The sequence below is a fragment of the Streptomyces oryzae genome, from assembly GCF_017676365.1.
Classification (GTDB): Bacteria; Actinomycetota; Actinomycetes; order Streptomycetales; family Streptomycetaceae; genus Streptomyces; species Streptomyces oryzae.
Genome location: NZ_JADKMA010000027.1, coordinates 23137 through 49508 on the forward strand (window position 1 = coordinate 23137; position 26372 = coordinate 49508).

At 71.8% G+C, this 26372-nt stretch carries 21 protein-coding genes and 1 pseudogene; 13 read left to right on the forward strand and 9 right to left on the reverse strand.

Annotated features, from left to right (window positions below; all coding sequences use genetic code 11):
- Positions 1-45: 45 nt before the first annotated feature.
- Positions 46-2058, reverse strand: a complete 2013-nt coding sequence (locus ITI46_RS08140; protein WP_209238748.1) for an amylo-alpha-1,6-glucosidase — start codon at positions 2056-2058, stop codon at positions 46-48.
- Between the two features lie 4 nt (positions 2059-2062).
- Positions 2063-3565, reverse strand: coding sequence for an MGH1-like glycoside hydrolase domain-containing protein (locus tag ITI46_RS08145; protein WP_372451867.1), 1503 nt, complete (start codon positions 3563-3565; stop codon positions 2063-2065).
- A 410-nt stretch (positions 3566-3975) separates the two neighbouring features.
- On the opposite strand from ITI46_RS08145, the pseudogene ITI46_RS08150 reads away from it, so the two are divergent.
- Positions 3976-4080, forward strand: a pseudogene (locus tag ITI46_RS08150) (carbohydrate ABC transporter permease); the annotation flags it as partial.
- A 76-nt stretch (positions 4081-4156) separates the two neighbouring features.
- Positions 4157-5392 carry an ROK family transcriptional regulator gene (locus tag ITI46_RS08155; RefSeq protein WP_209238749.1) on the forward strand — a complete coding sequence of 412 codons (1236 nt, stop codon included), beginning with the start codon at positions 4157-4159 and terminating at the stop codon, positions 5390-5392.
- Positions 5393-5410: 18 nt separating this feature from the next.
- On the opposite strand, the gene ITI46_RS08160 is transcribed toward ITI46_RS08155, so the two are convergent.
- A complete protein-coding gene (locus tag ITI46_RS08160; protein WP_209238750.1) occupies positions 5411-7048 on the reverse strand; it encodes an ABC-F family ATP-binding cassette domain-containing protein in 1638 nt (545 codons plus the stop codon).
- Positions 7049-7405: 357 nt separating this feature from the next.
- On the opposite strand from ITI46_RS08160, the gene ITI46_RS08165 reads away from it, so the two are divergent.
- Positions 7406-8473, forward strand: coding sequence for a DUF8094 domain-containing protein (locus tag ITI46_RS08165; protein ID WP_209238751.1), 1068 nt, complete (start codon positions 7406-7408; stop codon positions 8471-8473).
- 28 nt (positions 8474-8501) lie between these two features.
- Here ITI46_RS08165 and ITI46_RS08170 read toward each other — a convergent pair whose 3' ends face one another.
- Positions 8502-9521 carry a hypothetical protein gene (locus tag ITI46_RS08170; RefSeq protein WP_209238752.1) on the reverse strand — a complete coding sequence of 340 codons (1020 nt, stop codon included), beginning with the start codon at positions 9519-9521 and terminating at the stop codon, positions 8502-8504.
- A 229-nt stretch (positions 9522-9750) separates the two neighbouring features.
- Here ITI46_RS08170 and ITI46_RS35440 point away from each other — a divergent pair, with 229 nt between their 5' ends.
- Positions 9751-9873, forward strand: coding sequence for a hypothetical protein (locus ITI46_RS35440; RefSeq protein WP_280634737.1), 123 nt, complete (start codon positions 9751-9753; stop codon positions 9871-9873).
- Between the two features lie 126 nt (positions 9874-9999).
- Entirely contained in the window at positions 10000-12132 is a 2133-nt protein-coding gene (locus tag ITI46_RS08175) for a prolyl oligopeptidase family serine peptidase (protein WP_209238753.1), read from the forward strand.
- A gap of 34 nt (positions 12133-12166) precedes the next feature.
- On the opposite strand, the gene ITI46_RS08180 is transcribed toward ITI46_RS08175, so the two are convergent.
- From ITI46_RS08180 to ITI46_RS08190, 3 genes are all read right to left on the reverse strand, one after another.
- A complete protein-coding gene (locus ITI46_RS08180) occupies positions 12167-14554 on the reverse strand; it encodes a Tex family protein (protein WP_209238754.1) in 2388 nt (795 codons plus the stop codon).
- 149 nt (positions 14555-14703) lie between these two features.
- The gene (locus ITI46_RS08185; protein ID WP_209238755.1) at positions 14704-15576 is read right to left on the reverse strand and encodes an SCO6745 family protein; all 873 of its coding nucleotides are present in this window, start codon (positions 15574-15576) and stop codon (positions 14704-14706) included.
- A gap of 72 nt (positions 15577-15648) precedes the next feature.
- Positions 15649-16413: an enoyl-CoA hydratase/isomerase family protein gene (locus tag ITI46_RS08190; RefSeq protein ID WP_209238756.1), complete on the reverse strand. Its 765-nt coding sequence runs from the start codon at positions 16411-16413 to the stop codon at positions 15649-15651.
- A gap of 402 nt (positions 16414-16815) precedes the next feature.
- Between ITI46_RS08190 and ITI46_RS08195 the strand changes: the two genes are divergently transcribed.
- Entirely contained in the window at positions 16816-17265 is a 450-nt protein-coding gene (locus ITI46_RS08195) for an ATP-binding protein (RefSeq protein ID WP_247745651.1), read from the forward strand.
- Positions 17266-17330: 65 nt separating this feature from the next.
- Here the strand turns inward: ITI46_RS08195 and idi are convergent, their stop codons facing one another.
- Positions 17331-17891, reverse strand: coding sequence for an isopentenyl-diphosphate Delta-isomerase (idi, locus tag ITI46_RS08200; RefSeq protein ID WP_209238758.1), 561 nt, complete (start codon positions 17889-17891; stop codon positions 17331-17333).
- 127 nt (positions 17892-18018) lie between these two features.
- The gene (gene galE / locus ITI46_RS08205) at positions 18019-19017 is read right to left on the reverse strand and encodes a UDP-glucose 4-epimerase GalE (protein ID WP_209238759.1); all 999 of its coding nucleotides are present in this window, start codon (positions 19015-19017) and stop codon (positions 18019-18021) included.
- A 235-nt stretch (positions 19018-19252) separates the two neighbouring features.
- Here galE and ITI46_RS08210 point away from each other — a divergent pair, with 235 nt between their 5' ends.
- From ITI46_RS08210 to ITI46_RS08240, 7 genes are all read left to right on the forward strand, one after another.
- Positions 19253-21037 (forward strand): DUF5941 domain-containing protein, encoded by a 1785-nt coding sequence (locus ITI46_RS08210; RefSeq protein ID WP_209238768.1) that lies wholly within the window; start codon positions 19253-19255, stop codon positions 21035-21037.
- Positions 21034-21771 carry a phosphocholine cytidylyltransferase family protein gene (locus ITI46_RS08215; RefSeq protein WP_209238760.1) on the forward strand — a complete coding sequence of 246 codons (738 nt, stop codon included), beginning with the start codon at positions 21034-21036 and terminating at the stop codon, positions 21769-21771. Before ITI46_RS08210 ends, ITI46_RS08215 begins: the two co-directional genes overlap by 4 nt.
- On the forward strand, positions 21759-22823 hold the full coding sequence (locus tag ITI46_RS08220; protein WP_209238761.1) for an iron-containing alcohol dehydrogenase family protein: 1065 nt from the start codon (positions 21759-21761) through the stop codon (positions 22821-22823). Before ITI46_RS08215 ends, ITI46_RS08220 begins: the two co-directional genes overlap by 13 nt.
- Positions 22801-23580: a CDP-alcohol phosphatidyltransferase family protein gene (locus ITI46_RS08225; RefSeq protein ID WP_209238762.1), complete on the forward strand. Its 780-nt coding sequence runs from the start codon at positions 22801-22803 to the stop codon at positions 23578-23580. Before ITI46_RS08220 ends, ITI46_RS08225 begins: the two co-directional genes overlap by 23 nt.
- A 29-nt stretch (positions 23581-23609) precedes the next feature.
- Positions 23610-24482 carry a glycosyltransferase family 2 protein gene (locus ITI46_RS08230; RefSeq protein WP_209238763.1) on the forward strand — a complete coding sequence of 291 codons (873 nt, stop codon included), beginning with the start codon at positions 23610-23612 and terminating at the stop codon, positions 24480-24482.
- A 66-nt stretch (positions 24483-24548) separates the two neighbouring features.
- Positions 24549-25499, forward strand: coding sequence for an ABC transporter permease (locus ITI46_RS08235; protein ID WP_209238764.1), 951 nt, complete (start codon positions 24549-24551; stop codon positions 25497-25499).
- Positions 25486-26331, forward strand: a complete 846-nt coding sequence (locus ITI46_RS08240; RefSeq protein WP_247745646.1) for an ABC transporter ATP-binding protein — start codon at positions 25486-25488, stop codon at positions 26329-26331. The genes ITI46_RS08235 and ITI46_RS08240 overlap by 14 nt, the downstream gene beginning before the upstream one ends.
- Positions 26332-26372: the final 41 nt, after the last annotated feature.

Here is a 26372-nt window from a genome sequence, read left to right on the forward strand (position 1 = left end):
GACTACGTCGCGGCACCGGACCAGGTCACCGGCTCGGTGCCGCCGTCACCGGCTCAGCGCCGTCAGCAAAGCCAGCGGAGTGGCCGCCGCCCATGCCCGTGGGGAGCAGGTGTGCGGGTAGGGGACCGGCTCGGGGAACTCCTCGCGGTCGTACCCGGCCAGCACCTCCGGCAGCCGGTGGCCGCACCGCGCGGCAGCGGCCAGCAGCCCCTCCGCCAGCCGTGCGGCCTCGGCGCGCAGGCTGTAGCGGGCCAGACCGAGCGCGATCAGCGCGTTGTCCTGCGGCCAGATGCTGCCGCGGTGGCAGGAGAGCGGGTGGTGAGCGGCCTGCCCGGCAGCCAGTGTGCGCACGCCCCATCCGGAGAAGAAGTCCGGCTCCAGCAGCCGCCGTCCCACCGTCTCGCCCCGGCGCTGTCCCAGGATGCCCGACCACAGCAGATGCCCCGCGTCGGAGGCGAGCGCGTCAAGACGGCGTCCGCTCTCGTCCAGCGCGAGCGGCGGGAAGCCACGGTCCGGCAGCCAGAAGTCGGCCCCGAACCGCTCGCGCAGCGCGGCAGCGGCCCGCTCCAGCCGGCCCGCGTAACCGGGGTCGCCCCACGCGGCGCGGGCGAGCTCGGCGGTGCGGCACAGCGCGTCGTACGCGTACCCCTGCACCTCGGCCACCATCACGGCGCCGGCCGGCACGGTGCCGTCGGCCGCGCAGACCGCGCCGGGCGAGTCCTTCCAGCTCCGGTCGGCCGGGCCGCCCTCGCCCGGCCGGCAGGCGAGGTAGCCCAGGTCGTCCAGGCCGCCATAGCCGAACATCCACTCCACCGCGGCCCGCGCCTGCGGCTCCAGGCGGCGGGCGAGCTGGTGGCCTTCGGCGCCCTGCTGTTCGGCGTAGGCGCCGAGGAGGACGAGGAAGAGCGGGGTGGAGTCGACGGAACCGTAGTAACGGCCGTACGGCACCTGTCCGAAGGCGGCCAGTTCGCCGTGCCGCACCTCGTGCACGATCTTGCCGGGCTCGGCCCCCCGCTCCGGATCCACCGTCCCGGCCTGGGTGGCGGCCAGTGCCAGCAGCGTGGCCTCGGCGAGCCCAGGGCGGTAGGGGAGGGCAAAGAAGGAGGTCAGCAGCGAGTCCCGGCCGAACAGCGCCAGGAACCAGGGCGCTCCGGCGCCCGGCACCCGCAGCGGCGCACCGTCCGGCCCGGGGACGGTCACGCACAGCTCCGCCAGGTCGGCCAGCCCGCGCTCACAGGCGGCAGCCAGCTCCGGCCGGGCGGTACGCCGGCTCGGGCACGGCTCGGCCGCGACGAACGTGTGCCGTGCGGCGGCCAGTTGTGCGCGTATGGACGCCGGGTCGCCGGCGCCGTACGCACCGGCGGCCGAGCCGGCCTCCGCCGCGCCGGGCGGCAGCGCCGCCACCCGCAGCCGCAGCTCCACCGCGCCCTGCGGCGACGGCTCCAGCAGCCAGCTCAACCGGCATGCCGTACCGGCGGATCCGGTGGCCTCGGCCGGCACGGTCTCGACGGGCGCGGGGTCAGCGGTCACGACCGTACGGGCGTGCCAGTCGGCGCCGCGCCGGTAGTGGAACTCGATCCCGTCCGGGCGGGTGACGGCGCTGCGTGCGGCCTCCGGCCTCGGGTACGCGTGGTGCGGCGAGCGCAGTTCCAGCTGGTCGGCGAAGTCGGCGTCCATGGTGAGGCTGAGGCGCACCGGTGCCGCCCCGCCGTCGTTGCCGACCACCCGTATGCGCTCGGTCAACACCCCGCCGGCCACGGCCTGTTCCCGGAAGAGGGTGCAGCCGGGAGGGGCCTCGCCGGTCGCGGGTGGGGTCAGTACGGCCGTGGCCGGGTTGGTTTCCCGGCAGTCGGCCTCCCGGTCGGGGGCCGGGGCCGGAACCAGCACCGCCGGAGCCGCCCCGTCGAGCGTCAGCTGCCAGCGGCTCAGATGGCGGGTGTCATGGCGGAACAGCCCGTCCAGTGTCGGCGTGCCCGGGGTTCCGGCGATGTCCCCTGAGGGGGCCAGCACCGCGAAGGTGCCGTCGTGCACGAGCAGCCGGCGCCCGTTCGCCGTCATCGGTTCACGGCCCCTTCTCGGACGCCGGCACCGGCGCGGGCGCCGGGATGTGCGCGGAGGCCGACGGAAGCGGGGCGGTTGCCGTGGGTTCCGCGTCGCGGGCGAGCAGGTCCAGGGTGAGCGCCGCCGTCCAGCTGAAGTCGCGGGCGCCATGGCCCTGTCCGGTGTATGGGTCGAGGTATTCGGCGAAGCGGCCCGCCGCGGCGGCGTGCAGCACCTCGGCGCGCAGCGTGTCGGCGCGCGCGCTCTCACCGTGCTGCCGCAGGCCGCGCTCCAGCAGCCAGTTGACGTTGAACCAGGCGGGCCCGCGCCAGTAGCAGTACCGGTCGAAGGCGGCGCCGCGCAGGTCGTAACTGGGCAGCAGCCGCACGGCCGTGCCCAGGCCGAAGTGTTCACCCGAGACCGTGCGCAGCAGCGACTCCACGATGGGGCGGGGCAGTTCAGGGGCCACCAGCGGGAGCAGCCCTGCGGCGCCGCGCTTGGAAACCAGCCGTCCGTCGTCGTCCGGGCCCGGTGCCCGCAGGTCGCGGCAGAGGAACTGCCCGGCCTCGGGCGACCACAGCCGCGCCACCAGCGCCTCGGTCAGCGCGGCAGCCCGCTGCCGGTGGCCGTCCGGATCGCCGTCCAGCGCCTCAGAGATCCGGGCCAGCGCGTACTCGGAGGCGATGAACAGGGCGTTGAACCCGGGGTCCTCCACGGCGAAGGAGTGCGGGGCCGCGGCGTCGCGGTAGCCGTGGTCGCGGTACTCGGCGGCCAGCCGCACATAGCGTCCGTAGTCCAGGTCGGTGGGCCGGTCGGCCGCTGTTCCGTGCACCAGGTCGGCCCGCCGGAAGGAACCGGCGGCGGCCGGCTCGATCCGGGCCAGCGGCCCGTCCCAGCAGGGGCTGTTGTCCATCCCCGGCTCCCAGGGGTGGACCACGGCGGCCAGTCCGTGCCCGCCCAGGTCACGGTGGTCGGCCAGATAGCGGTGCCAGGCCACCAGCCGCGGATACACCCGGGCCAGAAAGCCGCGCCGTGCCGACGTTCGCGGGTCGGCGCTGTGCACCAGCCAGGCGGCCAGCGCGTGCACCGGCGGCTGCACCACACCGGACGTCTCCACCGTGCGCGGCGCACCTGCGGCGGCGCCCGCCGAGGACGAGCGCCAGAAGTCGGGGCTGGGGAAGTACGCGTCCAGCGGCACCGCGCGGTTGAAGACGATGTGCGGCACCCGCCCGTCGCCCCACTGCGCCTCCAGCAGCGTCTCCATCTCCTGCTGCGCCCGTACGGGGGAGAGATGGCGCAGCCCGATGGCGATGAACGCCGAGTCCCAGCTCCACTGGTGCGGATACAGCTCGTGGGACGGCACGGTCGAGCGGCCGGTCCAGTTGCCGACCAGCACCCGGCAGGCGGCGCGGCGCAGCTCGCTGCGGGTTTCGCCGGGCAACCGCGGCGCGACCGTGGAGCTGGACGGCACGGCGGCAGTCGCCGTGGGGCAGCCGGTGCCGCCCCGCGCTGAGGGATGCGTCACTGCGCCACCTCGGCGCTCAGCCTGCCGTCGGTGTCGAGACCGTCGGCATCGACACCGCCGGGTCGGCGGTGTCCGTCTGCGGAGTCGGCTCGCGGGTCACTGAACGGGACAACTCGCTCCACAACGGACTCCGGGCGGCTCGGCTTCGACGGTTTCGTAGAAAATACACCGGAGTTACGTCTGGTGGACAGGCAGAACTGGGGTGGAGATGCGTAACTCACAGGCTGAACACGGATCGAACCGATGTCGGAACCGAGGGTGAGGCGCGTAGACGTGGCCGCGGCGGTCGAGGGTGACCGCGGTAGGCCCGAACAAATTGAATAGACCGGACAAAAGCCACAGTGTGGATGCGGGAGGGCCTCCCTGCGTGGAGGGCGGCCACCAAGAAGATCGTCTCCCGCGACGGCTGGCTGATGGCAGGATCGGTGGTACCGACCATCCCCGTCGTCCTGCTGTTCTTCGCCGCCGAACGGCTGCCGGCCGAGGGCCTGACCAGCGGCGCGGACAAGAGCTGAGCGGCCTGGAGCCGCCCGGCGGAGCCGACGCCGACGAGCACAAGAGCTGCCGACGAGCACAAGAGCTGAGGAGAGCATGACCGGTACCACCGGCAACCAGTCGAGCGCGGGCCATCTGCTGCAGCTCATCCGGGGCGGCCGGGCCACCACCCGGGGAGCCCTGCAACAGGCCACCGGGCTGTCCAGGTCAACGGTCGGCCACCGCCTCGACCAGCTCTTCGCCGCCGGCTGGCTGCGCGAGGGCCAGGCCACACCGGCGGCGGGCTCCACCGGCGGGCGGCCCTCGGCACGGCTGGAGTTCGACGCCGGGCACGCCGTGGTGCTCGCCGCCGACCTCGGCACCCGGCACGCCACCGCGGGGCTGCTCGACCTGGCGGGGAACGTGCTGGCCGAGCGCTCGGGCGAGATGGTCATCGGCGACGGGCCCGACCAGGTGCTCGACCGGCTCGGCCAGTGGTTCGCCGCGCTGCTCGAGGAGCACGGCACGGACCCGTCCCGGGTCTGCGGCATCGGCCTGTCGGTGCCCGGACCCGTCGACTTCGCCTCGGGGCTGGTCATCCAGCCACCGATCATGCCCGGCTGGGACTGCTACCCGCTGCGCGAACGGATGCAGCAGGCATACGCGGCGCACATACGCGCCGACGCGTCCGTACCCGTCCTCGTCGACAACGACGCCAACCTCATGGCCTACGCCGAACAGCGCTTCGGCCACCCCGACTGCTCGGCGTTCCTGCTGGTCAAGGTCGCCACCGGGATCGGTGCCGGCGTCGTCGTGGACGGCCGGCCCTACCGCGGTATCGACGGCGGCGCCGGTGACATCGGCCACATCCGGCTGCACGACTGCCAGGACGCGCTGTGCATGTGCGGCAACCACGGCTGTCTCGCCGCCGTCGCCAGCGGGCGCGCGCTGGCCGGCCAGCTCACCGCCGCCGGTGTGCCCACCACCTCGGGCTCCGGCGTCCGCGAGCACCTGGCCGCGGGCCGCCCGGAGGCGGTACGGCTGGCCCGCGAGGCCGGACGCCGGGTGGGGGAGGTGCTGGTCACCGTCGTCACCCTGCTCAACCCCGGGGTACTGATGATCGCCGGAGACCTGGCAGGCACCCCCTTCCTGACCGGCGTACGGGAGCTGCTGTACCAGCGCGCCATGCCCCGCACCACCGCACACCTCGACGTCGTCACCTCGCAGCTGGGCGAGCGCGCCGGGCTGATCGGCGCCGCCGCCATGGTCGTGGAGGACCGCTACGCCCCCGACCGCGCCGACGCCCGCCTGGCAGCACTGGCGGCACTGACGGCACCGGGGGAACGACCCTGACGGGCGCCCCTCGACGGTCTAAGGAGCGGCTTCCCGCAGCTCCTCCTCCCCCAGTTCCCGCAGCTCCCCCTCCCTCAGCTCCAGCCACCTGGTGATGCCCAACTCCCGCAGGAACGGGACGTCATGGCTGGCCACCATGAGAGCCCCCTCGTATCCGGACAGCGCCTGACGCAACTGCCGCACGCTGGAGAGGTCCAGATTGTTGGTCGGCTCGTCCAGCATCAGCAGTTGCGGGCCCGGCTCGGCCAGCATCACCGCGGCGAGCGTCGCACGGAACCGCTCGCCGCCCGACAGCGTGCCGACCGCGCGCTCGGCACGCTCACCCCGGAACAGGAACCGCGCGAGCCGGGCGCGGATCTGCTGGTTGGTCGCCTCCGGAGCCAGCGCGGCCACGTTCTCCACGAGGGAGAGCGCGTCGTCGAGCACGTCCAGCCGCTGCGGCAAGAAGCGCAGCGGCACATGCGTGCGCACCTCACCCGCAGGGGGCGCCAGCTGCCCGGCAATCGTGCGCAGCAGCGTCGTCTTGCCCGCGCCGTTGGGACCGACGAGGGCGATCCGGTCAGGGCCGTGCACGCCCATGTCGGCGAGGGCGCCATTGCGCAGCTCCACCTCGTCCAGCTCGAACACCCGCCGGCCGCGCGGCACCGCGGTGAACGGCAGCTCGACGCTGATCTCGGCGTCGTCCCGCACCTGCTCGGCCGCCTCCTCCAGCCGCTCCTTCGCCTCTTCGAGCCGCTGCTCGTGCAGGATGCGGTGTTTGCCCGCCGACTCCTGCGCCTTGCGCTTGCGCGCGCCCATCAGGATCTTCGGCTCGCTCCTGCTGGCCTGCACCTTCTTGCCGTGCCGGGCGCGCCGGGCCAGCTTGGTCTGCGCCTCGGACAGCTCGCGCTGCTGCCGCCTCACGTCCGTCTCGGCCGCGCGCACCATCCGCTCGGCGGCCTGCTGCTGGGCGGCGACGGCCTCCTCGTAGGCCGCCAGGTTGCCGCCGTACCAGGTGACCTCGCCGCCGCGCAGTTCGGCGATCTGGTCGACCAGGGCCAGCAGTTCGCGGTCGTGGCTGACGACGACGAGGACGCCGGGGAAGGCGGCGACCGCGTCGTGCAGCCGCTGCCGGGCCGCCCGGTCGAGATTGTTGGTCGGCTCGTCCAGCAGCAGCACATCGGGCCTCGCCAGCAGCAGCGCCGCCAGCCGCAGCAGCACCGACTCGCCGCCGGACAGCTCGCCGATGGTGCGGTCGAGACCCACATGAGCGAGGCCGAGCTGATCCAGCGTCGCGCGGGACCGCTCCTCGACGTCCCAGTCGTCGCCGACGGCGGTGAAGTGCTCCTCGCTGACGTCGCCCGCCTCGATGGCGTGCAGCGCGGCCCGGGCACGGGCCACACCCAGCGCCTCGTCCACCCGCAGCGCGGTGTTGAGCGTGAGGTTCTGCGGCAGATAGCCGACCTCGCCGGCGACCGTGACCGTGCCCACGTCCGGGCGCAGCTCGCCCGCGAGCAGCTTCAACAGGGTGGACTTTCCGCTGCCGTTGAGCCCGATCAGGCCGGTGCGCCCGGGACCGACGGCCAGGTCGAAGTCGGTGAGCACGGGGGTGCCGTCCGGCCAGCTGAAGCTCAGCCGGGAGCAGACGACGGAGTGGGAAGGGGGAGTAAGGGCCACAGGGGCCTCCTGGTCGCATCGCGGTGGGAGATGAACAACGCGGGAGACACCGGGCCCGGAGGGCAACACCGGGGACGGGGTTCAGAAGGAGGAGGGAGAGGCGAAGAGGCCGGCCGACTCGCTTCCGAGGTCACACACGTGGCACACAGACAGGGCACACGGTGTCTCAGACCTCAGATACGCAACGGCCTCTCCAATCGACGGCGACAGGGCCGTCCGGGACGCTACGCCGCCGTTTTCCCGCCCGCAAGTGTTTTTCGGCGCGTCGCTGGTGCGCTTGTGACCACCCCGCCGCCGCAGAGGTCCGGAGGACCCGGCATACTCCCAGCGCACAACAGCGAACAGCGGGAGCATGCGATGAAGAGTGCGGTACGGGGGATGGCGGGCATAGCCTGCGCGGGCAGTCTGGTCCTCCTGGCGGCGGGGTGCGGGGGGCGTTCCACGGAGGACTCCACGGGCGGCGGTTCGGGCAAGGGCGACGACAAAAAGCATTCGGCGGCCGTCGGCGTCGTCAGCCAGGCCCAGGCCGACAAGCTCGTCGACCACTACGAGAAGATCAACAACAAGGCCAACAAGAACTCCGACCCGAAGCTGCTCTCCACCGTCGAAGGCGGCGCGGTCTTCCAGCAGAGCAAGGCCACCTTCAAGGTGCAGAAGACCTGGTCGGCGAAGGACCGTGCCGAGTACCGGAACCCGTTCCGCTACGTCGACCGGAAGTTCTACATCCCCCGGAAGGGGACCGCCGACTGGTTCGTGATGGTGGCGCACTCCAAGTCGCCGGGGGAGAAGAAGGGCAAGTACCCCGGCATCCTCATCATGGAGAAGCAGAAGAGCGGCGACTGGAAGATGGTCACCGCCAGCTACAGCGAGACCAAGAAGCTGCCGCGACTCGCCAAGGACAAGGGTGGCTTCGCGGTGCCGGTCACCAACACCGCGAAGAAGACCGGCGCCCAGTCCCCGGACTCGCTCTCCGACTCGCTGCTGGATCTCTACACCGGACAGGGCGCCTCCGGGAGCGGTTTCCGTCCGTCCAAGACCACCAAGTGGATCCGTAAGATCCCCAAGGCACAGAACAAGCTCCTGAGCCCCTACGGCGCGGCCGAATTCAGCCGGGGCGAGCCGACCCACGAGAAGGCGTACGCGCTGCGCACCGCGAACGGCGGCTCGCTCGCCGTTTTCAGTACCCAGGTGCGCGAACACGACCGCGGTACACAGGTGACGGCGACGATCCACCCGTCCGACAAGATGAAGGTCTATGTCGGCGACACCTCGGGGGCTCCGGCCTTCTTCGTGGACTGGCTGCACATCTCCAGTGCCTACATCCGCCCGCAGGGCCGGCCCGACCTGCTCGGTTCCGAGTACGAGATGACCGGAGCCGCCGCCGCTACCGACGCGGACGGCAACATGCCCGGCGCCGACAGCTGAGCCACCCCGGCTGCCCCGGCGTCCGGACTCATACGGAGGGCTCCTCGGCCAGGCGCGCTCGTGCCTGGCCGGGAACGGTCACCTTTCCCGGCTCGGCGACGGACTCGGCCACGGGCTCCGGGACGGCCGGGAGCCGGAGCCGCTCGCCGCGCTCCAGCCGCCACCAGATGTACGCCCGCAGCAGCGGCCGGGGCAGCAGCGCATGCACACGAGTGGGGCGGCGTTTGACGGCGAGGGCGCGCAGCGGGCGCGGCCGCGGCAGAAAGACCCGCGCGACCAGGGCCAGCGTACGGTGGTCGGCCGCCGCGAGGTCGCGGCGCAGGTCGGCGCAGAGCCGCTGCCAGATCTCGCCCAGCCGGTCACGGGCACCCTCGGTACCGGCGGACCAGACGCACATGCGGTAGAAGTTGCAGGAGTCGTCGGCCACATCCGCTGCGTACCCGACGACGTCACCGGTGAGTTCTCCCATCGCGTACAGGTGTCCGGCGAGCCGGTCGAAGGCTTCGCTGTGCGGCAGCCCCGCAAGGTGCCGCCCGAAGCGCAGCATGATCCGCACATCGGACGACCGGCCGTGGCAGGCACGAACCAGGTCACCCACGCCCGGCGCGGCCCGCGAGCCGGTGGCCTCGGTCTCCCAGCGCGCGTACTCCTCCAGCGCACGCAGTTCGGCGAGGGTGGCGGCGTCGTCGCATCCGTAGCCGCGCAGCACCTCCTCGATGCCGTCGCGCCACGCCGGGCCTGCCGGGACGCCGTGGGACTGCTCCCGTTCGACGGCGAGGTCACCGAGGTAGACCAGAGCCTCCAGATGCAGCAGGGGCGGCCAGTAATAGTCCAGCGCATCGCGCGGGCAGCCGAGTAGTTGCAGGGTGCGTACGCAGTACTGGGTGACGGCGCCCGCCTTCAGCTGGTGCCGCAGCGTGACGGCGGTGCGCTCCCAGTCCATCGGGGGCTGTGCGGCCAGAGGCCGCTGCCACGCACGGTCGGCCGCACCGCGCTCTCCACGCGAGAGCAGCGGCCGGCGCACCTTCGTCTTCCTGGTGAGGCTCATACGGGGGTGTCCCTCGGCATTGGGGAGTGGCGGGCGGACGCCTGCGGCCCGTGCGGCAGGGGGTCAGCGGGAACGTAACGGGGGTCGGACCTCAACTGACAGGTGCTTGGCAGCAATTCACCGCATCGGGTGGGCAATGCGGCCTCTACGTTTTTGATCCAGGCGAGCCGGAAATGCCCCGCTCGGCACCGGCCCACTCCGGGCCGGCCTTTTCACCGAGGAGAACGACATGCTGCTGCCCGACTTCGATGGCCCCCGCGCTCCCGCGTTGGGCGACGTCCGCAACCCCGCTTCCGACGAGGCCCCCGCGCTGCGCTGGCACGCCGAGGTGTACGAGGGCGATCAGGGGTGACCGGCGCCTGACGCCGGCCGAGTGAGGAACGGCGGGGCCGCGCTGCTTTTCCGCGGCCCCGCCTTCCGCTGCGCAACCGCTCTTCCCCCGCCTGCTCCAACGCTCCGAGGACCCTCCGTGCCACCCATGACATCCGCTCACCCGCTCGCCTACCCGCCCGCACCCCGCGAGGACCTCGTCGAAACCCCGCACGGGCTGCCGGTCGCCGATCCGTACCGCACGCTGGAGGACTTGGAAGGCGAGGCCGGCCGGGCCTGGGCCGAGGGCCAGGACGCGCTGTTCGCCGCGCAGCGCGCGACCTGGCCGCAACTGGCCGCCTGGGAACGGCGGCTTGCGGCGGATTCGGCGGCACGGCGCGTGTCCGCACCGGTGTGGCGGGGCAGCCGCTACTTCACCGAGCGGTATCTGCCAGGACGCGAGCAGGCGGTGCTGTACGTCACCGAGGCGGACGGCACCGAGCGGGTCGTGGTGGACGCGGACGCGGCGGAGCCGCGGGGCGGGGTCCGGCTGGCAGGATGGCGGCCGTCCTGGGAAGGCGACTTGGTGGCCTGCCAGTTCGCGGTGGACGGTGCCGACACCACACGGCTGGAGGTGTACGCCGCCGACGGCAGCGGGCTGGTGGACGGACCGGTCGGCCCGCTGCGGCACTCTCCGGTGGCCTGGCTCCCCGGAGGCAAGAGCTTCTACTACGTCGGGCCCGCCGCTGAGGGGCCGTCCGGTCTGCTCCGGGTCAAGCTGCACCAACTCGGCAGGCCCGCCACGGAGGATGAGGAAGTCTTCGGGGAACAGACCGACGGCTTCGCCTACTTCGGGCTGACCGTCGCGCCCGACGGCAGCCGCTTGGCGGTCTCCGTGGCGCGCGGGGTCGCCCGGCACAACGATCTATGGCTCGCCCGAGATGTGTGGGACGACCCCGCACGGCCGGTCTGGCGGCCCCTCGTGGACGGCGCGGAAACCGGAGCGCTCACCTCCATCCGGCTGCACCGGGACGGCGGCGCCCGCCTGCACACCGACCGGGAAGCGCCCCGTGGCCGCATCCTGGTCACCGACTGTGTTCTGGCAAAGGGGTGGCGCGAGCTGGTGCCGGAGGACCCGCAGGCCGCTCTCGACGAGAGCGTTCTGCTGGATGGGCCCGCGTTGCCCGAGCCGCTGCTGCTGGTGTGCTGGAGCCAGGATGCGACCAGCCGGGTCACCGTGCACCGTGCGGCGGACGGACGGCGGACCGGCGAGGTGCCACTGCCCGGCAGTGGAGCGGTCAAGGTGCTGCGGACCCGGCCCGAAGGCGGGCACCAGGTGTGGTTCACCTACACCGACTTCGGCACGCCGCCCACGGTGTATGTCTTCGACGCCCTCACCGGACAGGTGTCCCGGTGGCCCGGCGAGCAGGCGCTGCCCCGGCCGCGGGTGCCCGCCGCGGAGACGGCGACGTCCCAGGACCCGCATCCCGAGTCACCGGAGCTGACGGCCCAACAGGTGCGGTACGAGGCCGATGACGGGACCCCGGTACTGCTCTTCCTCCTCGGCCCGGCGGACGCCACGCATCCCCAGGCGTCACCCCGGCCGACGCTGCTGACGGGCTACGGCGGCTTCGGCACCCCGATGCGCCCCGGCTACAACCCGTTCGCCCGGGCCTGGGCCCAGGCAGGCGGCGTCTACGCCGTGGCCTGTGTCCGCGGTGGCGGCGAACACGGCACCGCCTGGCACGCCGCCGGACGGGGTGCCGCCAAATCGCGTGCTGTGGACGACTTCAACGACGCGGCCCGGTATCTCATCGACCGGAACATCACAGCCCCGGACCGGCTGGGCGCCTACGGACAGTCCAACGGCGGACTCCTGGTGACCGCCGCCATGACCCGCCGCCCGGAGCTGTACGCCGCCGTGACCGCTCTCGGACCGCTGTGCGACATGGCGCGCTACGAACGCTTCGGGATCGGCCACACCTGGACCGCCGAATACGGCAGCGCCGCCGACCGCGAGCAACTCGCCGGGCTGCTGGGCTACTCGCCGTACCACCAGGTGCGGCCGGGCACGCGCTACCCGGCCGTCCTGCTGTGCGTCGCCGACACCGACCACCGCACCGGCGCCCAGCACGTCCGCAAGATGTGCGCCGCGCTGCAGCACGCCACCACCGGACCGGGACCGGTGCTGATGCGCCGCACCACGACCGGGGGCCACGCGCACGCTTCCGCAAGGACGGCGCACGAGCTGGGAACCGACGTCGCCGCCTTTCTGGCCCACCACACCGGCCTGGTGACCTGAGGGTTGCCCCTCCTGGCGGTCGGTTGCGACAGCCCTAGGCCAGGCCCGCGCGGCGCAGCGCCTCGGCCATCTCGCTGTTGGCCGGGGCCGGGGCTGAGGTCTTCTGGCCGCCTTGGCCGCCGCGGCGCTTGTTGCCATCGCCCCGGCCGCCCTTGGGAGCACCCTTGGGCGAGCCCTGGCGCTGGCGCGGGGCGCCCCCTCCCGAGCGCTTGCCGGAGCCGCCGCCCGCCGCCTCCGGCTCGTCGTCCAGCCGCAGCGTGAGGGAGATCCGCTTGCGGGCCTCGTCCACGTCCAGCACCCGCACCCTGACGATGTCGCCGGGCTTGACCACGTCGCGCGGGTCCTTCACGAACGTCTTCGACATCGCCGAGACATGCACCAGACCGTCCTGGTGCACCCCGACATCGACGAACGCGCCGAAGGCGGCGACATTGGTGACCACGCCCTCCAGCACCATGCCCTTGGACAGATCGCTGAGCTTCTCGACGCCCTCCTTGAAGCTCGCCGTACGGAACGCGGGCCGCGGGTCACGGCCCGGCTTCTCCAGCTCGCGGAGGATGTCGGTGACCGTGGGCAGCCCGAACGAGCCGTTGACGAACTCCTTCGGGTCCAGCGTGCGCAGCACCTTGGCGTTGCCGATCAGCGACGGCACATCGGCGCCCGTGCTGGCCACCATCTCGCGCACCACCGGATACGCCTCCGGGTGCACCGCCGAGGCGTCCAGCGGGTCGGCACCGCCGCGGATACGCAGGAAGCCCGCGCACTGCTCGAACGCCTTGGGGCCGAGCCGCGCCACATCCTTCAGCTCCTGACGGCTCTTGAAGGGGCCGTTGGCGTCCCGGTGCGCGACGATGTTCTCCGCCAGGACCGAGCCGATGCCCGAGACGCGGGACAGCAGCGGCGCCGAGGCCGTGTTGACGTCCACCCCGACGCCGTTCACACAGTCCTCCACCACGGCGTCCAGCGAGCGGGAGAGCTTCACCTCGGACAGATCGTGCTGATACTGGCCCACGCCGATGGACTTCGGGTCGATCTTCACCAGCTCGGCCAGCGGATCCTGGAGCCGCCGGGCGATGGAGACGGCGCCGCGCAGCGACACATCCAGCTCGGGCAGCTCCTGGGAGGCGTAGGCCGAGGCGGAGTAGACCGAGGCGCCCGCCTCGGAGACCATCACCTTGGTCAGCTTCAGCTCCGGTTTGGCGGCGATGAGCTCACCGGCGAGCTTGTCCGTCTCCCGGGAGGCGGTGCCGTTGCCGATCGCGACGAGCTCCACCTTGTGCGCCTCCGCCAGCGCGGCCAGCTTCGCCAGCGACTGGTCCCACTGCTTCTGCGGCGCGTGCGGGTAGACCGTGTCCGTCGCGGCGACCTTGCCCGTCGCGTCGATCACCGCCACCTTCACGCCCGTTCGCAGCCCGGGGTCGAGACCGAGAGTGGCGCGGGTGCCGGCGGGCGCCGCGAGCAGCAGATCGCGCAGGTTGGCCGCGAAGACCCGGACCGCCTCGTCCTCGGCGGCCGTCCGCAGCCGGGTGCGCAGATCGATTCCCAGGTGCACCAGAATGCGCGTACGCCACGCCCAGCGCACCGTCTCCGCCAGCCACGCGTCGGCCGGACGCCCCTCGTCGCGCACCCCGAAGCGGTGGGCGATGGAACGCTCGTAGGAGCTCGGGCCCTCCGGGGCCGCGCCGTCCGCTCCGGCCGGCTCGGGCTCCATGGTCAGGTCGAGGATCTCCTCTTTCTCGCCGCGCAGCATCGCGAGGATGCGGTGCGAGGGCAGCTCGGTGAAGCCCTCGGAGAAGTCGAAGTAGTCGGCGAACTTGGCGCCCTGCTCCTCCTTGCCCTCCCGCACCTTGGCGGCCAGCCGCCCGCGCTCCCACATGCGCTCGCGCAGCTCGCCGATGAGATCGGCGTCCTCGCCGAAGCGCTCGGTCAGGATCGCCCGCGCCCCCTCCAGGGCAGCGGCGGCGTCCGCGACACCCTTGTCGGCGTCGACGAACGCGGCGGCCGCGGCGGACGGCGCCACCGTGGGATCGGCGAGCAGCCCTTCGGCGAGCGGTTCGAGACCGGCTTCCCTGGCGATCTGCGCCTTGGTGCGCCGCTTGGGCTTGTACGGCAGATAGATGTCCTCCAGGCGCGCCTTGGAGTCGGCGGCACGGATCTGCTCCGCCAGCTCGTCGGTGAGCTTGCCCTGCCCGCGCACGGACTCCAGGACCGACTCGCGCCGCTCCTCCAGCTCCCGCAGATAGCGCAGCCGCTCCTCCAGGGAGCGCAGCTGCGCGTCGTCGAGCATCTCGGTCGCTTCCTTGCGGTAGCGCGCGATGAACGGCACGGTCGACCCGCCGTCGAGCAGCTCGACAGCGGCGCGGACCTGCCGCTCGCGTACGCCGAGTTCCTCGGCGATCCTGCCTTCGATGGTCGTCGTCACGATGGTTCGTTCCGCCTTCTCGGTGCTGTGGTCCCCCGGTAGGCATGCATTGTGGCAGGCGGGTCCGACAGCCCCGCGCAGGCGGGCGGGGCGGCGGGCCCCGAAGCCGCCGCTCCGGCCGCTGGGACTGTGTGCCGGCCCTGCCCGGGTCAGCCCTTGCCGAACAGGTCGGCGGGGAACGCGCCGGCCTCCGTCGCCGCCCGCGCGAACCCGCCGGCCAGCTCGGTCAGCCGCGCCACGCCCTCGGCGCCCAGCAGCTCGTAGGGCCGCCGGTCCAGCCGGTCGGTCTCCTGCTCCAGACGCTTGCGCAGCTCGATGCCCTGCTCCGTCAGCTCCCCTTCGCCGTCCAGCAGTCCGCGCCCGGTCAGCCGCTGCTGGGCCGCCGCCCAGTCCTGCTCGTTGTAGCCGCGGGTGCTCATCACCCACTTGGGGTTCATCCCGCGCCCGCTGGCCGTATGGCTCACCAGGGCCTCCAGCGCGTCGAGTTCGGCGTTCTGCAGGGCCGCTATATGGCCGTCCCCGCGGTGCTCGCGCAGCAGGGTCGCCGCGTGCCACAGCGCCAGATGCGGCGACTGGTCCACCGGGGGCACCGGCAGGTCCGCGTTGGCGGAGTACAGCGGGCGCCCTGAGCGGGTGCAGCCCTCGGTCGCGCGGAGTGCCAGCCGCGCGGTCTCCGCCATCTCCGGGGAGTTGACGGCGTCCTCGCCCAGCAGTTTGCGCAGCGTCGTGTCGGCGGCCCGCAGCCGCGCGGCCAGCACGGTCTCCGGCGACGCCGCGTCCCACACCTCCGGGACGAAGCGGGCCACCAGCGCGTGGCTGTAGTTGTAGAAGGTGGCCGTCACCGTCCCCGCGCTCACGGCACCCAGCGGCGCGGACCGCGAGGCCAGGTTGACCGCGTGCTGGTCGTCGATCCCGTAGGGCGAGAGTTCCTTCCCCAGCGCGGGTGAGAAGTAGAGCGCGGAGTGCAGGGCGTTCAGGGCGTTGTGGCAGCGCCGCCCGGCGCGTTCGGGAAGTGACGTCATGCCGGTACGCTACCGCTGGGTACATCGCCCTTGAAGACGCGCCCCGTAAGGGGCACCCCTCATCGGAAAGCCTCAGTGGCGCGGCCAGCCGAACCGGGGAGCCCGGCGCTCAAGAAAGGCCGCCACCCCTTCCGCCGCCTCCCCACTCGCGGCAGCCTCCCGCCCCCAGTGCTCGACCCGGTCAGCCCCCGTACGGCCGTCGGCGAACTCCTTGGCCGCCGCCTGGGTCAGCGCGGAGCGCGCCGCGAGGGTACGCGTGAACTCGGCAACCCTTTTGTCGAGTTCGTCCCCATGGTGCACCTCGTCCACCAGCCCGGCCCGCAGTGCCCGCGCCGCGTCGATCAGTTCGCCGGAGAAGAGCAGGAACTTCGCGGTGGCGGGACCGACCAGGCGTACCAGGCGCTCCGTCGAGGAGGCCGCGTACACGATGCCCAGCTTTGCCGGGGTGATCCCGAAGAGTGCGTCGTGCGCCGCGAAGCGCAGATCGCAGGCGGCGGCCAGCTGACAGCCGCCGCCGACGCAGTGCCCGCGTACCACGGCGAGCGTGGGCTTGGGGAAGCCGGCCAGCGCCTCCTCCGCGGCCACCGCCAGCGACTGCTGCTCCCGTGGCGCGCTCTGCGCCGCATCGTGCAGCGCACCGATGTCCGCACCCGCACAGAAGGTTCCGCCGGCACCTGTGAGCACCACGACACGGACGCCGGGATCGTCGGCGAGCTCGGCCAGGAGCACGGGCAGCGCCCGCCACATGGCCGGCGTCATCGCGTTGCGCTTGGCGGGGCGGTCGATGGTGACGGTCGCGACGCCCTCGTCGTGCGCCGTGCGCAGGGTCGGCTCCATGACCGTGATCGTATCCGGCTCGCGCCACGAACTGTCATGGAGCCGACCGCGGCGTAAGTGTTCTGTCAAATGCCATCGATACGTGCCAACTTGCAGTCACCGGGCCAGCTCCGCCGCACGCGGTATCACCATGCAATGCAAGTACATCTGCAAGTACATCCAGTGCTACAGGTACCGAGCAGGAGAGTGGGTGCTCAGATGGAGAGCCGCGGCGGGCAGCTGTCCGGCGTTGTCGACGAGGCTCCACCAACCGGGGAGAGAGACCGGTCCCCGAGTGCGGCGCGCGGTGGACCGGCGACAGGAGCCGCAGGTGCGGTCACCGCCGTCCTGCCGCTGCGGGAGAGCGCGGAGCGGCAACGGCGGTGCGAATCCAGAACGCTCGGCTGCGGGCACGAGGGCTCATTGGGCCACGCGCACGCCAGCACGGCCGGGACGGCGCGCGAGGGGGCTTGGCGGTTCACCGCGCCGGCGACCGCCTCCTCGGTGCCCCGGCTGCGGCACGCCGTACGTGACCTGCTGGGGCGGCAGACCGCCCGGGTGCCGGACGAAGTGCTCCAGGGGGCGCTGCTGATCCTCTCGGAGCTGGTCACCAATGCCGTACAGCACGCGGCGCTGCTCTCTCCCGAGATCGGGGTCGAGGTCTCGCTGGGGGGCGGCCGGCTCCGCGTCGCGGTGGAGGACAGCCACCCCTACCGGCCCAGGGCGCTGGAGGCCGAGCCGTTCCGTGAGCACATCGGCGGCCGGGGGCTGCTGCTGGTCAAGACGCTGGTCGGCGAGGCGGGCGGGCGCTGCGACGTGGAGCAGACGAGTGCGGGCGGTAAGGTCATCTGGGCCGCGCTGCCGCTCATCTGAGCGCCGGGGCCGGATACCGCTGAGCCGGGCCGTACGCCGCTGAGCCGGGCCGTACAGCACGGAGCTCACCAGTTCCCGGCGCCGCCCGTCACCTCGCGGACGGCGGGCCGGGCCGCGTCCAGCACGGTCATGAACCAGGTGGAGAACGTGTCGGTCGCGTGCCGCTTCTCCAGCTCGTCCCAGGTGACGAACGCGGTTTCGGAGATCTCCTCCGGATCGGGCCGCGGCTCGTCACGGAGCAGCCCCACGTACAGGTGGTTGAACTCCTGCTCGACCAGTCCCGAGGCGGGGTCCGGGTGGTTGTAGCGGACGGTGCCCGCCTCCCGCAGCAGTGAGGGCGCCACGCCCAGTTCCTCCACGACCCGCCGGGTGGCGGCGGCGAACGGCGGCTCGCCCGGATACGGGTGACCGCAGCAGGTGTTGGACCACACCCCGGGCGAGTGGTATTTGCCCATGGCCCGGCGCTGGAGCAGTAGTCGCCCCTCGTCGTCGAAGAGGAAGACGGAGAAGGCGCGGTGCAGCCGCCCCGGGGCCACATGGGCGGAGAGCTTCTCCGCGGTGCCGATCGTCGTCCCGTCCTCATCGACCAGTTCGAGCATGATCGGGGCCGCTGAGCTGTTCGCCATGGTGTTCCTTCGGGTGGGCCTGTGGGCAGCGTGATCCAGTGTGCCGCAGGCAGTGCGATAACTCCGCATTCTGCGGGATTCTGTCTATATCGCTCACACTTGTGCCCATTGCTGTCGAAACGCGGCCTCAGTTCGACGGCGTTCCAGCCTCCGGGTGACGCAGCAGCCAGCCCTCCCACGCGGACGCGACCATCTCCCGGACCCCGAACCGCGGCTCCCAGCCCAGCTCCTTGCGGATCCGCTCCGCCGAGGCCACCACCCGCGCGGGGTCACCGGGACGCCGCGGAACCACCCGGGGCGCCGGCTCCCGCCTGCCGGTGACCTCGGCGACCAGCTCGGCCATCTCCCGTACGGAGACGCCTGCGCCGGTGCCCACGTTGAGGGTCAGATCGCCGGACTCCCCGGTGCCCCCCGCCGCCAGCGCCTGTGCCGCGGCGACATGTGCCTCGGCCAGGTCCCGCACATGGATGTAGTCCCGCACGCAGGTGCCGTCCGGCGTCGGATAGTCGTCCCCGAAGATCCGGGGGGCCTCGCCGCGGGTCAGCGCGTCGAAGAACATCGGGACGATGTTGAACACCCCGGTGTCGGACAGCTCCGGCTCGGCGGTGCCGGCGACGTTGAAGTAGCGCAGACAGGCCGTGGACAGCCCGTGGGCCCGGCCCGTCGCCCGCACCAGCCACTCGCCGGCCAGCTTGGTCTCGCCGTACGGATTCATCGGCACCGTCGGGGTCTGCTCGGTGACCAGGTCCACGTCCGGCATTCCGTAGACGGCGGCGGAGGACGAGAAGACGAAACGGCCCACCCCGGCGTCGACCACAGCGCCCAGCAGCGTGACCAGACCGTGCACGTTCTCCTCGTAATAGGACAACGGCATCTCGACGGACTCGCCGACCTGCTTCTTGGCCGCGAGATGGATCACACCGCTCACACCGTGCTCGGCGAGCGCGCGGTCCAGCACCGGGCGGTCCAGCACGGAGCCCCGCACCAGCGGCACCTCGGGGGGCAGCCGCTCGGCGAGCCCGGTTGAGAGGTCGTCCAGTGCGACGGCACGCTCACCGGCTGCTGTCATGGCCCGTGCGACGTGCGCGCCGATGTAGCCCGCGCCGCCTGTGATCAACCACGTCATGTCCCGAACCCTATCGGCCTCGGTTGTGGCGCGAGCCCATGATCCACCATGCTGGGGCCCGCGGGCGCTTCCCGGGCAACACCGGGGCGGTGAACGCTCGGTGAAGGCTCCCTTTGGCGATCCGATACTCTCTGCCGACGTGCTGCCGACCCTTACGGGTGACGGCGCTCCCTGCCCGCTGCCGTTGTTGTCCCCTCTCGCGCGGGTATGCCAGCTTCCAAGGAGTGAGTTCGTTCTGTCGACCGCCATCCTCACCGGTCCGCCGGTTGCCGGGTCGTCGCTCGAGGCCGACCTGCGCTCGCTCGGCTTCGAGGTGCGCGTGGCCGCCCGGCCCGCCGAGGTCAGCGCCCACCTGGCCGCCACGGCGGCGAACGAACGGCTCGCCCTGATCGACCCCCGCTTCGTCGGCCACACCCACGCGCTGCGGCTCGCGCTGAAGGACCCCCGCTTCGCGGCGGGCGCGCTGCCCGGCGTGCTCGGCGTCACCCCCGAGGCCCGGCGCGCGCTGCCCCCCGAGCTGACGGGCGGCCCCCAGCAGGCGGCCGAAGCGCTGGAGGCGGCCGGCGTCGAGGTGCACCGGCCCGAGCTGGGCACGCTCGTCGCGACCGTCCCCGACGGCGAGACGGCACGCAAGGAGGCCGAGGCCGCCGTCGCCGCGGTCGACGACGAGGCCGTACGGCTGCGCTCCGCGGTCAAGTCGCGGGACGGCTTCTTCACCACCTTCTGCGTCAGCCCCTACTCGCGCTACATCGCCCGCTGGTGCGCCCGCCGCGGGCTGACCCCCAACCAGGTCACCACGGCCTCGCTGGTCACCGCGCTGATCGCCGCCGGGTGTGCGGCCAGCGGCCAGCGGTGGGGCTTCGTGGCCGCGGGGGTGCTGCTGATCGCCTCGTTCGTGCTGGACGCCACGGACGGCCAGCTCGCCCGCTACGACCTCCAGTACTCCAAGCTCGGCGCCTGGCTGGACGCCACCTTCGACCGGGCCAAGGAGTACTCCTACTACGCGGGCCTCGCGCTCGGTGCTGCCCGCGGCGGCGATGACGTATGGGCCCTGGCGCTCGGCGCCATGCTGCTGATGACCGCGCGGCACACCGTCGACTTCTCCTTCAACGAGGCGAGTCACGCCGAGTCCGCCGTCACCGCCAACACCAGCCGCACCGCAGCCCTCTCCAGCAGGCTGGACAGCGCGGGCTGGACGGTCTGGGCCCGGCGGATGATAGTGCTGCCCATCGGGGAGCGCTGGGCCCTCATCGCCGTACTGACAGCCGCCACCACACCGCGTATCACCTTCCTCGTGCTGCTCGCCGCCGGTACCCTCGCCGCCTGCTACACCACCGCGGGGCGGCTGCTGCGCTCCCTGCACCGCAGGGCCCGCACCGACCGTGCGGCAGAGGGTGTCCGCGCCCTGACCGACAGCGGCCCGCTCGCCGAGCTCGCCGCGCGGCTGCTGCGCCCGCTCCCGCTGCCCCGGCTGGGGGTGCCGGCGGTCGCGCTGCTCGGCGGCGCCGTGATCCTCGCCACCGCGTGGGCCACACCACTCGGCAGCCCCTGGCCCGTGGTCGCCGCCGCTGTGTACGCCCTCTGTGCCGGGGTCGCGCTCGCCCGGCCCCTCAAGGGCCCGCTGGACTGGCTGCTGCCGCCCTTCTTCCGTATCGCGGAATACGGCACGGTTCTGGTGCTGGCCGCCCGCGCCGACACCGACGGCGCGCTCCCCGCGGCATTCGGGCTGGTAGCGGCTCTCGCCTACCATCACTACGACACGGTGTACCGCATCCGCGGAGGCACCGGAGCGCCTCCGCACTGGCTGGTGCGGGCGGTCGGGGGGCACGAAGGAAGGACCCTCGTGGTCACCGTCGCCGCTGCCCTCTGGCTGGGCGACGGCGGCCCCACGCAAGACTTCAACTTCGCGCTGACCGCGCTCGCCGTGGTCATCGCGGCAGTGGTGCTCGTCGAGAGCATCCGTTTCTGGGTGTCGTCGCAAGCACCCGCAGTACACGACGAAACAGGAGAACCCGCATGATCGGCCTCGTGCTGGCGGCCGGCGCCGGACGGCGTCTGCGCCCCTACACCGACACCCTGCCCAAGGCCCTGGTGCCCGTCGACGGTGAGACCACCGTGCTCGACATCGCCCTGGCCAACTTCGCACAGGTCGGTCTCACCGATGTCGCGGTCGTCGTGGGCTACCGCAAGGAGGCCGTCTACGAGCGGCAGGCGGAGCTGGAGGCCAGGCACGGCGTCAAGCTCCGGCTGATCGACAACGACAAGGCCGAGGAGTGGAACAACGCCTACTCCCTCTACTGCGCCCGTGAGGTCTTCAAGGAGGGCGTGCTGCTGGCCAACGGCGACACCGTGCACCCCGTCTCCGTCGAGAAGACGCTGCTGGACGCGCGCGGCAACGGCCAGAAGATCATCCTCGCCCTCGACACCGTCAAGGACCTCGCCGACGAGGAGATGAAGGTCGTCGTCGACCCGGACAAGGGCGTTCAGCGCATCACCAAGCTGATGGACCCGGCCGAGGCCACCGGTGAGTACATCGGCCTCACCCTGATCGAGCCGGAGGCCGGCGCCGAGCTGGCCGACGCGCTGAAGGCCACCTTCGAGAAGGACCCGCAGCTCTACTACGAGGACGGCTACCAGGAGCTGGTCAACCGCGGCTTCAAGGTCGACATCGCCCCCATCGGCGACGTCAAGTGGGTCGAGATCGACAACCACGACGACCTCGCCAAGGGCCGGGAGATCGCATGCCAGTACTGACCCGCCTCATTCCGTCGCCGGTCGTCGTGGACATCAGCCGCGGCGCACTGGACGACCTGGCGGGCCTGTTGGCCGATCAGCGGATCTCCACCAACGGCAAGCTCGCCTTCGCCATCAGCGGCGGCTCAGGTGCCGCGCTGCGCGAGCGGTTCGCGCCGCTGCTGCCCAACGCCTCCTGGTACGAGGTGGGCGGCGGCACCATCGACGACGCGGTCAAACTCGCCGACACGATGAAGAAGTCCGGCCGCTACGACGCGGTCGTCGGGCTCGGCGGCGGCAAGATCATCGACTGTGCGAAGTACGCGGCGGCCCGGATCGGACTGCCGCTGGTCGCCGTCGCGACCAACCTCTCGCACGACGGCCTGTGTTCGCCGGTCGCCACCCTCGACAACGACGCGGGCCGCGGCTCCTACGGGGTGCCCAACCCGATCGCCGTCGTCATCGACCTCGACGTGATCCGCGAGGCACCCGAGCGCTACATCCGCTCCGGCATCGGCGACGTCATCTCCAACATCTCCGCGGTCAAGGACTGGGAGCTGGGGCACGAGGTGCGCGGCGAGGACATCGACGGGCTGGCCGCTGCCATGGCGCGGCAGGCCGGCGAGGCGATCCTGCACCACCCGGGCGACGTCAGCGACGACGGCTTCCTCCAGGTGCTCGCCGAGGGCCTGGTGCTCACCGGCATCTCGATGTCGGTCGCCGGGGACAGCCGCCCCGCATCCGGCGCCTGCCACGAGATCAACCACGCCTTCGACCTGCTCTACCCCAAGCGCGCCGCTCCGCACGGCGAGCAGTGCGGCCTCGGCGCCGCCTTCGCCACCTATCTGCGCGGGGACAAGGACACGGCGAAGCTGATGGTGGAGGTGCTGCGGCGGCACGAGCTGCCGGTGCTGCCCGCCGACATCGGCTTCGACCCGGACGAGTTCGTCGAAGCCGTCGCGTACGCGCCGCAGACCCGCCCCGGGCGGTACACGATCCTGGAACACCTCGACCTGTCCACCGACCAGATCAGGGACGCGTACGCGGACTATGCACAAACCATCGGTAGCTGAACTGCGGCCGGTCGTTCACCCCGAGGGCGTGAAGGACCGGCGCAGCGGCGAGCACTGGGCGGGCCGGCTCTACATGCGCGAGCTCTCGCTGCGCGTCGACCGGCACCTGGTGAACACCCGGGTCACCCCCAACCAGCTGACGTATGTGATGACCCTCGCCGGGGTGCTGGCGCTGCCGGCGCTGCTGGTGCCGGGGGTCGGCGGCGCGGTGCTGGGCGTGGTGATGGTCCAGCTCTATCTGCTGCTGGACTGTGTCGACGGCGAGGTGGCCCGCTGGAAGAAGCAGTTCTCGCTGGGCGGGGTCTATCTGGACCGGGTCGGCGCCTATCTGTGCGACGCCGCGGTCCTGGTCGGTCTGGGCCTGCGCGCCGCCGACCTGTGGGGCGGCGGCCGGATCGACTGGCTGTGGGCCTTCCTCGGCACGCTGGCCGCGCTCGGCGCCATCCTGATCAAGGCGGAGTCCGACCTGGTGGGCGTAGCGCGTCACCAGGGCGGACTGCCGCCGGTCAAGGAGTCGGCGTCCGAGCCGCGCTCCTCGGGGCTGGCCCTGGCGCGCAAGGCGGCCGCCGCGCTGAAGTTCCACCGGCTGGTGCTGGGCATCGAGGCGTCCCTGCTGATCCTGGTGCTCGCGATCGCCGACCAGGTCCGGGGCGATCTGTACTTCACCCGGCTCGGTGTCGTCGTCCTCGCCGCCATCGCGGTGCTCCAGACGCTGCTGCACCTGGTGTCCATCCTGGCGTCGAGCAGGCTGAAGTGACGGGTGACATGACGGAGGGCGGGAAAGCTATGCGACTGGGGGCCGTCGTGCTCACCATGGGCAACCGACCCGAGGAGCTGCGCGCACTGCTGGAGTCGGTTGCCAAGCAGGACGGCGAGGCGATCGAGGTCGCCGTGGTCGGTAACGGCGCGCCGTTGCCGGAGCTTCCGGACGGTGTACGGAAGGTCGAGCTTCCGGAAAATCTCGGCATCCCCGGTGGACGGAATGTCGGAATCGAGGCGTTCGGTCCCTCGGGTGCCGAGGTCGACGCGCTGCTCTTCCTGGACGACGACGGGCTGCTGCCCTCCACCGACACCGCCGAGCTGGTGCGGCAGGCGTTCGAGGCCGATCCCAGGCTGGGCATCATCAGCTTCCGGATCGCCGACCCCGAAACCGGCGTCACCCAGCGCCGCCACGTACCCCGGCTGCGCGCCTCCGACCCGATGCGCTCCTCGAAGGTCACCACCTTCCTCGGCGGCGCCAACGCCGTACGTACCAAGGTGCTGGCCGAAGTCGGCGGCCTGCCCGACGAGTTCTTCTACGCACACGAGGAGACCGACCTGGCCTGGCGCGCCCTCGACGCCGGCTGGGGCATCGAATACCGCGCCGACATGGTGCTGCACCACCCGACCACCGCTCCCAGCAGGCACGCCGTCTACCACCGGATGGTGGCCCGCAACCGCGTCTGGCTCGCCCGCCGCAACCTCCCCGCGCTGCTCGTCCCGGTATATCTGGGCGTGTGGCTGCTGCTCACCCTCGCCCGGCGGCCCTCCATGCCGGCGCTGCGGGCCTGGCTGGGCGGTTTCAAGGAGGGCTGGACCACGTCGGCAGGCACACGGAGGCCGATGCGGTGGCGTACGGTATGGCGTCTGACGCGGCTGGGCCGCCCACCCGTGATCTGACAAGCTCGTGTCTGAGAGCATCAGCCCCGGATTCACTTGCGCAGTGTGAGGACGAAAGTTTCCAACGTGAGCGAGACAACCCCCGACAGCGCCGACCACTCCGTCGGCGTGCTGCCTCCGCCGTCACCGGACGACCGTCTGACCCCGGCCGAACTCGCGGCCAAGTACGGCCTGTCGGTGAGCGGAGCGCGCCCCTCGCTGCCCGACTACGTACGCCAGCTGTGGGCGCGGCGGCACTTCATCCTCGCCTTCTCCCGGGCGAAGCTGACGGCGCAGTACAGCCAGGCGAAACTCGGCCAGTTGTGGCAGGTCGCCACGCCGCTGCTGAACGCCGCCGTGTACTACTTCATCTTCGGTCTGCTGCTGGGGGGCCGCGACGGCACCCCGGGCGGCAAGGAGAACTACGTCCCGTTCCTGATCACCGGGGTGTTCGTCTTCACCTTCACCCAGACCTCGGTGCTCACCGGAGTCCGGGCGATCTCCTCCAACCTCGGACTGGTGCGGGCGCTGCACTTCCCGCGCGCCGCGCTGCCGATCTCGGTGGCGCTCCAGCAGCTCCAGCAGCTGCTGTACTCGATGATCGTGCTGGTCATCATCCTGCTCGGCTTCGGCCAGCTGCCACAGTTCTCCTGGGTGCTGGTCATCCCGACGCTGGCCTTCCAGTTCGTCTTCAACACCGGCCTCGCGCTGGTCCTGGCCCGGCTCGGCAGCAAGACGCCGGACCTGGCGCAGCTGATGCCGTTCATAACCCGGACGTGGATGTACGCGTCCGGTGTGATGTTCCCCCTCAAGCACATGCTGGCGAAGGCGAACGCACCGGGCTGGGTCACCGACGCGCTCCAGGCCAACCCCGCCGCCGTCTACATGGACCTGATGCGGTTCGCATTCATCCATCAGTACCCCAGTGATCAGCTCCCGCCGCACGTCTGGGCGCTCGCCCTGGGCTGGGCGGTCCTCATCGGTGTCGGCGGATTTGTTTTCTTCTGGAAGGCGGAGGAGCGTTATGGCCGTGGCTGAGCAGACCGAGCAGAGCGGAGCGCCCGTCGAGTCCGGCGAGAAGACCGAGGCGCAGGCGCAGCAGACTCCGGGCCCCTGGGTGCCCACCGTCATCGCCGAGGACCTGCACATCGTCTACCGCGTCTACGGCGGCTCCAAGGGCCGGGGCAGCGCCACCGCGGCCCTCAACCGCATCATCCGCCGCAAGCCGGGCGGCGGCATGCGCGAGGTGCACGCGGTGCGGGGCGTCAGCTTCACCGCGTACCGCGGTCAGGCCATCGGCCTCATCGGCTCCAACGGCTCGGGCAAGTCCACGCTGCTCAAGGCCATCGCAGGGCTGCTGCCGGCCGAGAGCGGCAAGGTTTACACCGACGGTCAGCCCTCGCTGCTGGGTGTGAACGCGGCCATGATGAACGACCTGACGGGCGAGCGGAACGTCGTCCTGGGCGGCCTGGCGATGGGGATGTCCCGCGAGGAGATCGGGCGCCGCTATCAGGGCATCGTCGACTTCTCCGGCATCAACGAGAAGGGCGACTTCATCACGCTGCCGATGCGCACCTACTCCTCCGGTATGGCGGCCCGCCTGCGGTTCTCCATCGCCGCCGCCAAGAACCACGACGTCCTCATGATCGACGAGGCGCTGGCGACCGGCGACAAGCGCTTCCAGAAGCGCTCCGAGGCCCGCATCCGCGAGCTGCGCAAGGAAGCCGGCACGGTCTTCCTCGTCAGCCACAACAACAAGTCCATCCGCGACACCTGTGAGCGGGTGCTGTGGCTGGAAAAGGGCAAGCTGCTGATGGACGGGCCCACGGACGAGGTCCTGAAAGAGTACGAGAAGTTCACCAGCAAGTAGGAGCCGGGGCTTCCACCGAAGCGGCCCGCTTCACCAGCATC